Here is a 12,682-nt window from a genome sequence, read left to right as displayed (position 1 = left end):
AAAACTAACGATTGTTAGTCCTTTCCATTGGTCAGCAGAAAAACATAGGCGGCGGCAATGGCTCCTATGGTTTCCCCCACAAGATAGATCCAGAAATTATTGAATCCTGAAATATTATTGATGCCATAACTCAGTGCGATGGCGGGATTAAATGCACCACCCGACAGGGGGCCAAATACAAGTGCCAGTGCGGCGACCACCATTCCAATTGCCAGCCCATAGTAGGAATTGCCAATCGTGTCTTTCGAGCTGGCCACATTCAAAAACACCCAGGTCATGGCGAATGTGCCTAAGATTTCGGAGAACACGGCCTGCAATGCCGTAACAGACAGATCCATTCCCTGACCAACTTTGCCCGTAAAAAAAACGCCTGCTGCCAAAGCAGCCACAGCAGCTCCAAGCAATTGGGCAAAAATATAGGAAGGTACATCTGCAGCACTGCATTTCCCTCTGATGAAAACTGCAATCGTAACAGCAGGATTGAAATGTGCTCCTGAAATATGGCCACCTGCATAGGTCATGGCAGCCAAAGTAAGTCCCATTACCCAAGGAACCATCGAAGTTTGCGTTCCCAGGGCACTTATGTTTATGATCAGTACCAGAAAGAAAGTACCCATACATTCTACCAGTAATTTATTTAGTTTCATACCCTATCCCTGTTTTAAAAAAAATAAATCTCAACCGTGAAGATATGTTAAATTTATTGCATATAAGAATCTTCAGAGAATTAAAAACCATACGCATCAAAGCTTGTTTAACAAAATAAAAATATGGACAGAAAGGAATTTATAAAAAACGGATTACTGGGTACCGGAATATTTGTTACCGGTGTTTCTCAGGCAGGAACGCTGATCAACGAGATTGATGAATTGCACAGCTTAGAACCCATCCACAATCCTTCAGACCTTGGTTTCAATCATATACCCAACACCCAATCCAAAATTATGGCCAGCACTGTTTTACATAAAGCCAATACCCGTGGCAACGCCAACCATGGATGGCTTAACAGCTATCACACGTTTAGTTTTGCCAACTATTACAACCCCGAACGCATGCATTTTGGAGTGCTGCGTGTCCTCAACGACGATACGGTCCAGGCTGGGATGGGATTCCCAACACATCCGCACGACAACATGGAGATCATCAGCATTCCGCTGGATGGAGACCTCGAACACAAGGACAGCATGGGCAATGTAGCGGTCATTAAAAATGGAGATGTCCAGGTCATGAGCGCGGGAACGGGCATCCAACACAGCGAGTACAACAAAAACAAAGACCGGCTGGTCAAGTTCCTACAGATCTGGGTTTTTCCCAACAAGAAAAATCTCAAACCGCGTTACGATCAACTCACTTTAAAACTGAGCGATCGCCAAAATAAACTGCAACAAATCCTGTCGCCCAATCCCAATGATCCTGGTGTGTGGATTCATCAGGATGCATGGTTTCACATCGGCAAATTCGACAAGGGCCTCAAGACCCGTTACGCACTCAAAAAAAATGGAAATGGCATATATGCATTCGTCATTCACGGAGATTTTAAAATTGATAACATCCATCTGAATTCGCGCGACGGACTTGGAATCTGGGGCACGCATTCCATTGAAATTGCATCCCAAAGTCAGGGAGCAGAAATTCTATTGATGGAAGTACCGATGAAAGCGTAGAATATCGATAATACAGATTGGTTGTTGGTTGTTGGTTGCTGGTTGTTAGTAGTTAGTTGTTAGTTGTTGGTTGTTGGTTGTTAGTTGTTGGTTGTTAGTTTGTTAGTTTGTTGGTTGTTGGTTGTTAGTTGCTGGTTGTTGCAATTACCTACTGACAACTCCTGACTCCTGACTTCTGACTCCTGACTCCTGACCAGGACAATTTATAAGCTCTGTAGCTGATAGATCTGGCATTTTAATCTGCGCGATCTGCGTCATCTGCGGGAACTACCATTTCAGGTTCCATAGTTTGAAGAATACTTTCTTTAACTGAATTCAATTCTTTGTCTAATTAGTACAGTGTTCGTACACAAAAGCATGTCCGGAATATTTCCCGCAACTGCCCGACTAAAGTGATTAGTTTATTGTTTGTAAAATTCAAGTCGTTCAGGCGAGGATGACGCAAATGACACAGATCAGGCAACAGCATGAATGAAAATCTCTTTTAAAATTATTGCAAAACTTATTCGACCAGGCAAGTATATCGCAGAAGCTTTAGTTAAGACTCCTTGTTTTCCTTAGCCATTTATACATTTTGCCTTAAGCCTTCCTATCGAAATGTTTCTCCTCCATACCTTATCTTTACGCAACAAGAAGTAAATCCGAATTCTGAAAAATGAGTCCTACGGAAGCGGAACTCTATATGCAACATTGTTTTTTTCTGGCCAAAAAAGGCTTAGGAAAAGTCTCTCCAAATCCACTTGTAGGTGCTGTGCTGGTTTGCGATCACAGAATTATCGGAGAAGGATATCATCGGGCTTATGGAAGTCCTCATGCTGAGGTTAATGCCATTGAATCTGTAGCACCGGAAAACCGGCATCTCATTGCAAATTCTACTTTATTCGTGAGTCTTGAACCCTGCAACCATCATGGCAAGACCCCACCCTGCACACTTCGAATTGTACAAGAAGGAATCCGGGATCTGTATTACTCTACTACGGATCCAAATCCAAAAATGTCGGGACAAAGCTTAAGCTGGCTAAAAGAAAACGGGGTCCGTATTCACGGTCCAATTATGCAGGATTCAGGGATTGAACTCATCAAATCTTTTCATATCAATCAGACAGAACAGAGGCCTTATGTAATCTTGAAATTTGCACAAAGCTCCGATTGGTATATGGCCATTGGCGGTCGAACAAAAATATCGAATCCTTATACCGACATGCTGGTTCATAAATGGAGACACGAAACTGACGGAATCCTTATAGGAAGAAACACACTCCACATAGATAATCCCGAACTGACAACCCGGTTGTGGCCTGGTAAAAACCCTGTCCGATTCTTACTTGGAAATATTGCCGTTGAAGAAAAGAAAAACTATAAATTTTTCGCTGAACATTCGCCAGCTTATATGCTGAATGAAATCTGCGAAGAACCTTCTCCACAATTGCCTCAAATTTTAAATGAGCTTTGGAGAAAAGGAATCGGCATTCTTCTGGTGGAAGGCGGGGCCAGGACCATTCAAAATTTTATAAATACAGGACTTTGGGACGAAGCCCGGGTAATTACCAATCAAAGTCTTAAAATCGGGGGTGGTCTCAGTGCCCCTTCTGTGAGAGGACAACTGGAAAAAGAGATCATATTAGATTCCGATATAATACGTATCATACGCAAAAATAGGCCTTCTTAGTTAAAATTCACTTAAAGTGAGCAGACTGGAAATCTAATACCTTGGTAAATCAGTTAGTACATCGTTACTTTGTTGTTTATTTTTATGGATTCAATTATGAAGATCGTTCACAGGCTATTTAAAAACTCAATCCCTGCTGGCATTTTCATTTTATTTACAAGCTGCTTTTCTTCCTCCTTGTGGGCTCAGGACCAGATCAAATGGGTTGACTGGAATCAGGTACAGGCCTTAATGAGAAAAGAAAAGCGTAAAGTCCTCGTCGATATTTATACCGACTGGTGTGGCTGGTGCAAACGAATGGAAGCTTCTACATTTCAAGACCCAAGAGTGGTTCATTACATCAATAAAAAATATTATGCTGTAAGATTTAATGCTGAATATAAAGAAGACATTCAGTTCAAATCAAGAGTATATAAATTTATGGAAAATGGCAAGAGGGGAATTCATCAATTGGCCATAGAAATAACAAATGGCAGATTGAAATATCCGACTTTTGTGTTTATGGATGAAGACTTCAATACCATTCAACCTTTTCCGGGATATCAGGATGCTGAAACTTTCGAGATTCTTGCAAATTTCTTTGGTGGCAATCATTACAAGACAACTCCCTATGAAAGTTTTGTGGAAAAATTTAAGCCTGAACCACTTCCCAAGAAACCCTGATTGATCTTCATTACATTCAGTCAAATCATCTGAGTTCCCTTATTCAGTACAACTCAAGTAAAACGCTTCTTACAATCCAGCTAAAACCACGATTTAGTCCTTCTGCGAGTTGCAGTAGTTTTGATTCCGAACATTCCCAATAACCCACGTGTAAGCTCCCGTGCTACAGTTCTTCCAACTTGCCGGGTCACCGTGCTGTCGAATACTTTTTCCAGTGTACTTTTCCCACGACGAGGGGCGCGGGTTTCTTCTTCCTGCATTTGTTGATCTTCAGCTTCCTGATATTTCTCTGCCAGAATTTCTGCTGCACTTTCTCTATCCATTACTTTATTATAAAATTCAGCGATCTCTGATTCATTCACCAGAGATTGAATTTCCTGTTCGGTCAGAATATCCATTCTCGACTGAGGTGCACGTAACATCACATGAACCAGAGGCGTTGGAATTCCTTTTTCATTAAGCGCTGTAAAAAATGCTTCACCAATTCCAAGTTCCGTAATTTTTTGATCGACTTTATAAAAATCTGTTTCCGGATAATTTTCAGCAGCCATTTTTATGGCTTTTCGGTCCTTTGCTGTAAAGGCTCTTAGAGCATGTTGAATTTTCAGACCCAATTGGGAGAGCACAGTTTCTGGAATATCAACTGGATTTTGAGTGATAAAATATACGCCAATCCCTTTGGAACGAATTAATTTTATAACGGTTTCAATCTGATCAAGAAGCGCAGAAGTGGCTTCTTCAAACAATAAATGCGCTTCGTCAAAAAACAGCACCAACTTTGGTTTTTCCAGGTCACCTGCCTCTGGAAATTTTGCGTACAGTTCTGCAAGAATTTGCAACAAAAAGCTGCTGAAGAATTTTGGTTTATCCTGAATATCCACAACGCGAAGTATGCTGATCACTCCCCTGCCATGCTTATCGCGACGTACAAGATCCTCCACTTCAAAAGAGCGCTCTCCAAAAAACAACGATGCACCTTGTTGCTCGAGTTCGATGACTTTGCGTAAAATAGTGCCCGTGCTTACCGATGAAAATGAACCAAACTCCGCTTCGATTGCTTTTTTTCCATCGTCGCTAACAAATTGAATGACTTTTTTTAAATCCTCCAGATCAAGCAGGAGTAATCCGTTATCGTCACAAAATTTAAAGATCATGGACAAAACACCTTGCTGAGTGTCGTTCAACCCAAGTATTTTCGAAAACAATACAGGTCCGAACTCTGAAACCGTCGCACGAAGCCTCGTACCGGGTTGTTCGCTAATGGTAAGCAATTCCACATAATTCAAGATCGGGGCCCATTCTTTTCCAAGCAGCTGCATCCTCGAACTAATCTTAGGGTTTTCTGTGGCAGCCTGAGCAATTCCACTTAAATCGCCTTTGATATCGAGCAACAGACTGGGAACGCCCTGAGCAGACAGTTGTTCGGCCAGGACTTGCAATGTTTTTGTTTTCCCGGTACCCGTTGCCCCTGCAATCAGACCATGCCGGTTCATGGTTTTCAGTGGAATACAGACCTCAACTTCGGGAATCGTATCGGTATCAAACATTCCTGCTCCCAAATAAATGGAAGGCGTCTGGAATGTATACGCTTTTGACATCGACTCCTTAAACTGCTCTTTTGACATAAGTTTGAATTAATTCATAAAGATAAAGCCTTTGGCCGTCAGACTCAGGTAATTTCAATTTATAACCTCGATTAATTCAAGCTTAAATAAATCATCGTCGGGGTTAAAAAAACCTTCGCGGCTATTGAATAAAAGCATCAAGGGTAAAAAATGTGGCTGATCTATTTTTACAACTATGTTTGTAAAGTTCGTTTTTCTGTTGATGATTTATTTGCCGCTTGCTGGGCAACCTGGCATTCTTTCTGAAGGCAGACATCCATCGAGTAGTGCCCGCGGACGAACAGGGATCTGCCAATGGAATAACACGCACAGCGAATTAAATCCGGCACTGCTTAGCAATCTCAGCCATAGTTCTGTATCCCTTTATGGAAAAAATTACTATTTTGTTAAAGGCCTTTCTAATGAAAACCTCCTGGTTCAATTTAAGCTCAATGAAAATTCCGGAACATCGCTTCTATTTTCGGCGGACGGAAGCAAAGATTATCGGGAATTCCTCCTGAAATGGAGTTATGGCAGACAATTGGGGCCTCACACTCAAATGGGATTGGGCTTTTATGGCATTTTAAAAAATCAAAGTACTTTTTCTTCCAGTTGGGTTGGCAATGTTCAATGGGGCATCATGACCATGCTTCTTCCTGATTTATTGCTGGGATGTGTGATCACCAACCCATTCGTCATTGCACAATCTACAAGCAACCGTTTGCCTTTTTATTTTACTGCCGGCATTAATTACAGCATATACAAAGGACTTGAATTTTTAATAGAATTATCGAAAGAAGGTTTTACGGAACTCTACACTTCGGCCGGAATACAATACCAGGTTTCAGAGCGGATCCAAATTGCAGTTGGAATTAAAACTTCAGGGCCGCAGTTAAGTGCAGGTATTTCTTATTCATTTTCAAATAATTTTGCATCCAGCCTGGCCATGGAAAATCATCCATTGCTGGGACTCAGTATAAACTCGGGAATTGATTACCTGATCAAAAAGAATTAATATGCATATTGGGATCGTAAGTGCTACTACAAAAGAAATCGAACCAACCCTTCACTACCTGATGGATCAATGGAACTCCATCTCGCTGATGAATTTTCAAAAGGGAGATAAATTGGTATTTCCCCTGGTAACCGGCATCGGAAGCACTGCCATGGCTTTTGCATTGGCCAGATTTCAATCGATGCAAAAACTCGATTTCATGATTCACCTTGGCATCGCCGGCAGCTACCAATCCCATTATGAAATTGGTGAACTCCGGGAAGTCATTAGCGAGCGGTGGGGAGATTTAGGTGCAGAAGAGGCTGACGGAAGTTTTCTGGATTCCTTTGAATTAAATCTGATTCAACCGGACCGATTTCCATTTCAGGAGAGCGTCATCCGGAATGAACAGTCTGTATTTGCTTCCAATTTACCGGTAAGCTCCGGATTGACAGTAAATGCGGCCAGCGGATGGAACCACAGCATCGAACTGAGAAAAAATAAATACAATGCAGATCTCGAAAGTATGGAAGGCGTAGGATTATTCTATGCATGCAGGATGCTGGATCTGCCTTTTTTATCGATTCGTGCCATATCAAATTTAGTTGAACCCCGAAATAAAAATAACTGGAACACGGATCTGGCCATCCGGAATTTGAATAATTATGCTATTGAATTTTTAAAAAAATGGGCTTGATCTTTTGAACCCGGTTCTTAAATTCTTAAATACTATCATTTGTTTTTCATGTATGGTTATATTCAATTTGAGAACTGTTTTTTCTTGTCAGCAATAACCAACGATACCATTTGATTGTAAGTAAATTCACCCTCGGGCATGCCGTGTTTCTTTAAGTAAAAATCGTATATCCAATCTCTGAAGGATGGAAAAAGCTCAGGATACTGATCGTGTTTATTACGCACATCCGCAAGGTCCTTAATGAGTAAGGCATTCAACTTTGTATAAACTTCGCGATACATTTCGTTATTCTTCCTGCGCAGATCTGCCAACAAATATTTGAGGTAGTTGAAAGCTGCTGCATATCGGATCAGCGGATCTTCGCTTTGGCTACAAACTTTATAAGCCAGAAAATTACAGACTGCCTCATTGGTGACACCAAAAGCATGCGCTAATTCATGAGGAATGGTGAATGCCTGTGCCAATACATGGAGTCCGGGATCCAGCAAACTCTCTCCGGTAAATGGAACGTACACTCCGGATGTAGACCAAACAAGCAGGGAGCCTTCTGGATAAAGATACCGGCAACGTGGCTTTCCAACCGCTTTGATTCCATTCCCGGTCAAATAATCCTGCAAAGCCTTTCGCATTTTTTGTTCGTGGATACTTTTATCGAAAATGGATGATCCCAAATCGAGCGTTGCTCTCAACTTGCCGGAATAAAGCAGATGATCATTGATTTCTTTGTAAAAAATAGAGTCCGGGACTTTTGACACGATCCAGGGATTGGGACGATTGTAGTTGAACCCCCAGGCCCAATAGAACCAAATGTAATGTATGGAAATCAGGATAAAAGTTGAAAGAAACAGGTGTAACCAGCTCAGTTTATTCCCTATTTTTAGGTACAGTCCATAGAGGATCAGCAATAAAACAAAGGTCAACCAAACTAAGGACAGCGCAACAGGGCTTCCGGCAAAAATGAAATCCCATGATTTCCTATACCACCAAAAAAAATGATTTAAATAAAAGTTTAAAATAAAACCTCCTGAATTTTCAAAATAACTATACAAATATTTGGTCAATAGCGCAGTTACAAATACAAGTAATGCCCCAGCAAATAACATTCTTTCGTTTTTTGACAACTTCTTCCCATGAACCATTTTCTGAACTGTTTTGTTATAACCGCAATAAAACAAAATTAGAATGGCATTTGAATTTACAGACGCAAATTTTCAATCTGAGGCCATGGCTCAGGACCGCGTAGCTGTCGTTGATTTTTGGGCCGAATGGTGTGGACCCTGCAGGTTGGTTGGACCGGTTATTGAAGAGCTCGCGGGCGAATATGGAGACCGCGCAAAAATTGGAAAACTCAACGTGGACCACAATCCTTCCGTTTCCATGCAATTCAGCGTGCGAAGTATACCTACCATATTGTTCATAAAAAATGGGCAGGTCGTTGACAAACAGGTGGGTGCGGCTTCTAAAGCAACCCTGAAACAAAAATTAGAGTCCATACTTTAAAATACAAGAAGCGTCAGATGGAGCCCTTATCTTTGCCGGTAAGGGTTTTTTTATGAGTTTTTTCGACCAATTTCCAGTTCAGGCTTTTAACCACCTCGATTTACTTGCAAATCAGGTTGTCGAAGGATTTATTATTGGCCTCCACAAGTCCCCTTTTCACGGATTCAGCGTCGAATTTGCCGAACATCGTTTGTACAATCAGGGAGAAAGTACGAAGGATATCGACTGGAAGGTGTTTGCGAGAACAGACAAAATGTTTTCGAAAAAGTTTGAAGAAGAGACCAATCTTCGTTGCCAAATCGTGATCGATGCTTCTTCGTCGATGTATTTTCCGGACACGGCTCTTAAAAATGGTCTGATCTTAAATAAAATTAAATTTTCAGCACTTGGTGCGGCTTGTTTGATGAATGTTTTAAGAAGACAAAGAGATGCATTTGGATTATCCATATTTGACAGTGAACTCCGGATCCACACCCATGCCAAATCAAATACGAGCCATTATCAGCTTCTGCTGAGTTATCTCGAAAAGTATATATTGGAAGAGGCCATAAACAAAACGACGAATGCCGCTTCAGCACTTCATCAGATTGCTGACCAGATCCACAAACGATCGTTAGTCATTTTGTTCAGCGATATGTTTGACAGACAACAGGACCTGGACGAGATCTTCAGTGCACTTCAACATTTAAAATACAACAAACACGAAGTGATTCTCTTCCACACCATGGACAAACAACTCGAACTCGATTTCGAATTCGAGAATAAACCGTATCAGTTTGTCGATCTGGAAACCGGAGAACAAATCCGGGTGCAGGCCCACCAGGTCAAAGAGATCTATACAGAAAAAATCCATCGTTACCACGCTGAGATCAAAGCGAAATGCCTGCAATACCGCATCGATTATCACGAAGCTGATATCAATGAAGGATACGATTACATCTTGCAATCCTTTTTTGTTAAACGTCGCAAAATGAATATTTAAGTATGGCTCAGATCAAACTTTCCAAAATTGAAACCGTTGCTCCTAAAAAGGCAGAGAAAGAAAAATTTAAAGAGAAAACGGCCAAACTTGCCAGGGAAATTGGTTCTATGGCAGAAATGCTTTATGCCAGCAAGAAAAACAGCGTGCTCGTCGTATTGCAGGGAATGGATGCCAGTGGAAAAGACGGCGTCGTTAAATCTGTATTTGCAAATTGTCCGGCTCTGAGCATCGATGCCCATCCATTCAAAAAAGCCAACCGAAGAAGAAATGGCGCACGACTTCCTGTGGAGGGTTCATAAATATGCACCTGCAAAAGGTCTGATTAAATTATTTATCAGAAGTCACTACGAAGACATTCTGATTCAGCGCGTACATAAGTGGATCGACGACAAACGAGCTGCCATGCGCCTGGATGCCATCAATAACTTCGAAAAAACATTGGTTGAAGACAATGGTACTACCCTCTTGAAATTCTACCTGCATCTGTCGCACGAAAGGCAGCTGGAAAAGCTAGAAGAGAGAAGAATTGAGCCCGAAAAACAATGGAAGTACAATCCGGCAGATTTTGAAGAAAGCAAGCTCTGGGACCAATACATGAAATACTATGAGGAGGCCATCAATGGGTCGAAATATTCATGGCATATCATTCCTTCGGATCAGCGTTGGTACCGGAATTATTGTGTCGCAGAAATTGTACACAAAGCCTTGAAAAAGCTAAATCCGGCCTATCCTACACTACCGCATGCCTGAGAAAATCAGACTGGATAAGTGGTTGTGGGCGGTCCGCATTTACAAATCGAGAACACTGGCCACAGAAGCCTGTAAAAAAGGACGAATACGCTGTAAGCAACAGGAACTCAAACCTGCGCATCTCATCAAAACAGGAGACCTGATCGAAGTCAGAAAGAATGGTTTCAACTTCCTGTACCTCGTCGTTCAACTCATTGAAAAGAGAGTATCCGCTGCATTGGCTGTCAATTGTTTCGAAAACAAAACACCCGCTGAAGAATTAAATAAATACGAATCCTGGTTTTTGCATTCCGGAGGCAAACAGGCCATCCGCACCAAGGGCTCCGGCAGACCTACCAAGAGGGAACGCCGAGAAATAGATGCGTTGGGTGGCACGACCGGGGACAGGATCACTGAGGAGGAATAAGGTTTTCCCGATAGAAATCAAATAACTTGCATTCAAAAGATACTAACGCGCGTTAAGTTTCAGCGTTTCGAATAGCGTGCCCGTTAGTCTAGAATTTCTGAATCCAGCTCACTTCACTCATTCCTTCTCCATGGAGGCGAATCAGGTTCATACCTGTGGGAAGCACACCAAGTTCTATCAGTTGCTGATCTCCCCGGAGCATAATTTGTCTTGTGAAAAATGGCTTTCCCTGCAGATCCAAACATTCCAAAACGTAACGGCCCTGCTTTATTTTACTTCCGTCGACGATTGCCTTATTTTCACCGGGTATAGCTAAGAGAGCTCTCTCTGTCCTGGGAGTAGCAATGGTCCTGGCAACTAACGACTGTAAGTCATTGCCATCAGATGCTTTACCGGAACTCCACTGCGCACCGATCAGCGTATTATTGGAACCTCTGAAATTACCATCGCAATCCGGGATATTGGGATTGGTATTGCTGATGACCACAATGGTTTTACACAGATCCTGATTGCCATCCTGATCTGTGACCCAAATCTCCACTTCGTTTTCACCGACATCGTCACAGGCGAATACGCGGGACTTCAGGCTGGTATCGCTGGAAAACGAAAATTTTAGATTTTGACCCGGGCATTTGTGCCAGCTACCTTTGTCGAGGTCGCTCGCCCAGACTTCGACCATGCCTTCGTCAATATTGCCATCCCGATCCAGATCGATGGGCATCAATCCGGCTATCACACCCGTAAGACAGTATGGCGTTGGTTTGATTCCATTGACAACAGTAATATGGACTTCGCATTTTTGAACCGTACCACATGCATATTCAACCAGGTAATAAAAACTGGTTTTTCCATTTGGATAATAACCGCTGGCATCAGCTCCTCCGTTCCCGGCATACGCTGAATTATTCACAATACTGTGATAAATCGGACAAGTTGAATGAAAAACTGCCGGAGGCAAATCGATCCAGATACTGTCGCAGTTTCTATTATTGACTACTACCGTATCTTTTATACACTGCAATTGCGGAGCATCGCTGTTCTGAATCAACTTAATAACCTGGGTATAGCTAAATATCCCCCGTCCCGGATAGTTGATAGGATCGTATTGGCACCAATCCAAAATTTTCCACTCCCTGAGCAATTTAATACACCCAGGATTTACCGCGAACCGCGTATCCTTATAACTCAGCATGGGTTTGGCACAAACGGTCCGCTCCCATTCGGGGGCGTCGTAGGGAGCAGTGAGTAATTTCAAATCGGATTCAGGATCGCAACTGATGATCTCAGTAGAAAGCGGCCAGGTGATGTCCCTGTATCCGAAAGAACCTGCATTGCTTATTGTAATGATTTGGGTACAGGTCAGCCATTTCCAATTCTCTGGATTCTCTGCACCCCAGGTCCTTTTAATCGTTCCCTTCCCGCAATCATCGAGTTCAATAATAGTACCACAATCGTGGATATAACTGATGAATCCATTGTAATCCGTGTATGCCCGTCCATAGACGTTCAGATCGTGAAGGTAGTCCTCCCTGCAATTGACCGTAACGTCTGGGGGACAAAACAGACTGAAATCTGCAAAGCAAGGAATGTAACAAACCAACACGATCAAGCTGGCTTTTAATAAGATTAAGATTGGTGTTTTCATCAGGTTCGGATTTAAATACGATGTCCTTCATGAGCAAATATAGAAATAATTTATATCAGAAAATAATTGATATCTGCATTTATCTGCTGAGACCGTGGTAATTTGCCC

12 protein-coding genes and 1 pseudogene are annotated in these 12,682 nt (G+C 42.1%); 9 read left to right on the top strand and 4 right to left on the bottom strand.

Annotated features, from left to right (window positions below; translation table 11 throughout):
- Nucleotides 1-14: 14 nt before the first annotated feature.
- The gene (locus tag IPM34_07665; GenBank protein MBK8955415.1) at nt 15-647 is read right to left on the bottom strand and encodes an aquaporin; all 633 of its coding nucleotides are present in this window, start codon (nt 645-647) and stop codon (nt 15-17) included.
- 123 nt (nt 648-770) lie between these two features.
- Here IPM34_07665 and IPM34_07660 point away from each other — a divergent pair, with 123 nt between their 5' ends.
- The 3 genes from IPM34_07660 to IPM34_07650 all read left to right on the top strand — a co-directional run bounded on the left by IPM34_07660 (nt 771) and on the right by IPM34_07650 (nt 3,996).
- The gene (locus IPM34_07660; protein ID MBK8955414.1) at nt 771-1,664 is read left to right on the top strand and encodes a pirin family protein; all 894 of its coding nucleotides are present in this window, start codon (nt 771-773) and stop codon (nt 1,662-1,664) included.
- A gap of 655 nt (nt 1,665-2,319) precedes the next feature.
- Nucleotides 2,320-3,333, top strand: coding sequence for a bifunctional diaminohydroxyphosphoribosylaminopyrimidine deaminase/5-amino-6-(5-phosphoribosylamino)uracil reductase RibD (ribD, locus tag IPM34_07655; GenBank protein MBK8955413.1), 1,014 nt, complete (start codon nt 2,320-2,322; stop codon nt 3,331-3,333).
- Nucleotides 3,334-3,429: 96 nt separating this feature from the next.
- Nucleotides 3,430-3,996 (top strand): DUF255 domain-containing protein, encoded by a 567-nt coding sequence (locus tag IPM34_07650; protein MBK8955412.1) that lies wholly within the window; start codon nt 3,430-3,432, stop codon nt 3,994-3,996.
- 80 nt (nt 3,997-4,076) lie between these two features.
- On the opposite strand, the gene IPM34_07645 is transcribed toward IPM34_07650, so the two are convergent.
- The gene (locus IPM34_07645; GenBank protein MBK8955411.1) at nt 4,077-5,621 is read right to left on the bottom strand and encodes a DUF853 family protein; all 1,545 of its coding nucleotides are present in this window, start codon (nt 5,619-5,621) and stop codon (nt 4,077-4,079) included.
- A gap of 175 nt (nt 5,622-5,796) precedes the next feature.
- Between IPM34_07645 and IPM34_07640 the strand changes: the two genes are divergently transcribed.
- On the top strand, nt 5,797-6,615 hold the full coding sequence (locus tag IPM34_07640; protein MBK8955410.1) for a hypothetical protein: 819 nt from the start codon (nt 5,797-5,799) through the stop codon (nt 6,613-6,615).
- A gap of 1 nt (nt 6,616) precedes the next feature.
- On the top strand, nt 6,617-7,291 hold the full coding sequence (gene mqnB, locus IPM34_07635; protein ID MBK8955409.1) for a futalosine hydrolase: 675 nt from the start codon (nt 6,617-6,619) through the stop codon (nt 7,289-7,291).
- Between the two features lie 62 nt (nt 7,292-7,353).
- Here mqnB and IPM34_07630 read toward each other — a convergent pair whose 3' ends face one another.
- Entirely contained in the window at nt 7,354-8,394 is a 1,041-nt protein-coding gene (locus IPM34_07630) for a DUF3810 family protein (GenBank protein ID MBK8955408.1), read from the bottom strand.
- Between the two features lie 79 nt (nt 8,395-8,473).
- On the opposite strand from IPM34_07630, the gene trxA reads away from it, so the two are divergent.
- From trxA to IPM34_07610, 4 genes and pseudogenes are all read left to right on the top strand, one after another.
- A complete protein-coding gene (trxA, locus tag IPM34_07625) occupies nt 8,474-8,791 on the top strand; it encodes a thioredoxin (GenBank protein MBK8955407.1) in 318 nt (105 codons plus the stop codon).
- A gap of 52 nt (nt 8,792-8,843) precedes the next feature.
- The gene (locus tag IPM34_07620; GenBank protein MBK8955406.1) at nt 8,844-9,773 is read left to right on the top strand and encodes a DUF58 domain-containing protein; all 930 of its coding nucleotides are present in this window, start codon (nt 8,844-8,846) and stop codon (nt 9,771-9,773) included.
- Nucleotides 9,774-9,775: 2 nt separating this feature from the next.
- Nucleotides 9,776-10,523 (top strand): annotated as a pseudogene (locus tag IPM34_07615) (polyphosphate kinase).
- Nucleotides 10,516-10,929 (top strand): RNA-binding S4 domain-containing protein, encoded by a 414-nt coding sequence (locus IPM34_07610; protein MBK8955405.1) that lies wholly within the window; start codon nt 10,516-10,518, stop codon nt 10,927-10,929. The pseudogene IPM34_07615 and the gene IPM34_07610 overlap by 8 nt, the downstream one beginning before the upstream one ends.
- 88 nt (nt 10,930-11,017) lie before the next feature.
- On the opposite strand, the gene IPM34_07605 is transcribed toward IPM34_07610, so the two are convergent.
- The gene (locus IPM34_07605) at nt 11,018-12,574 is read right to left on the bottom strand and encodes a hypothetical protein (protein MBK8955404.1); all 1,557 of its coding nucleotides are present in this window, start codon (nt 12,572-12,574) and stop codon (nt 11,018-11,020) included.
- Nucleotides 12,575-12,682 lie beyond the last annotated feature (108 nt).

It is taken from the genome of Saprospiraceae bacterium, from assembly GCA_016716185.1.
In the GTDB taxonomy this organism is placed as follows: Bacteria; Bacteroidota; Bacteroidia; order Chitinophagales; family Saprospiraceae; genus Vicinibacter.
This window is presented reverse-complemented; position numbering and strand designations above follow the sequence as displayed.

Excerpts from the sequence above, each read along its gene's own strand:
- IPM34_07665 (MBK8955415.1), bottom strand. The coding sequence starts at position 647 with ATGAAACTAAATAAATTACTGGTAGAATGTATGGGTACTTTCTTTCTG.
- IPM34_07660 (MBK8955414.1), top strand. The coding sequence starts at position 771 with ATGGACAGAAAGGAATTTATAAAAAACGGATTACTGGGTACCGGAATA.
- ribD (MBK8955413.1), top strand. The coding sequence starts at position 2,320 with ATGAGTCCTACGGAAGCGGAACTCTATATGCAACATTGTTTTTTTCTG.
- IPM34_07650 (MBK8955412.1), top strand. The coding sequence starts at position 3,430 with ATGAAGATCGTTCACAGGCTATTTAAAAACTCAATCCCTGCTGGCATT.
- IPM34_07645 (MBK8955411.1), bottom strand. The coding sequence starts at position 5,621 with ATGTCAAAAGAGCAGTTTAAGGAGTCGATGTCAAAAGCGTATACATTC.
- IPM34_07640 (MBK8955410.1), top strand. The coding sequence starts at position 5,797 with ATGTTTGTAAAGTTCGTTTTTCTGTTGATGATTTATTTGCCGCTTGCT.
- mqnB (MBK8955409.1), top strand. The coding sequence starts at position 6,617 with ATGCATATTGGGATCGTAAGTGCTACTACAAAAGAAATCGAACCAACC.
- IPM34_07630 (MBK8955408.1), bottom strand. The coding sequence starts at position 8,394 with ATGTTATTTGCTGGGGCATTACTTGTATTTGTAACTGCGCTATTGACC.
- trxA (MBK8955407.1), top strand. The coding sequence starts at position 8,474 with ATGGCATTTGAATTTACAGACGCAAATTTTCAATCTGAGGCCATGGCT.
- IPM34_07620 (MBK8955406.1), top strand. The coding sequence starts at position 8,844 with ATGAGTTTTTTCGACCAATTTCCAGTTCAGGCTTTTAACCACCTCGAT.
- IPM34_07610 (MBK8955405.1), top strand. The coding sequence starts at position 10,516 with ATGCCTGAGAAAATCAGACTGGATAAGTGGTTGTGGGCGGTCCGCATT.
- IPM34_07605 (MBK8955404.1), bottom strand. The coding sequence starts at position 12,574 with ATGAAAACACCAATCTTAATCTTATTAAAAGCCAGCTTGATCGTGTTG.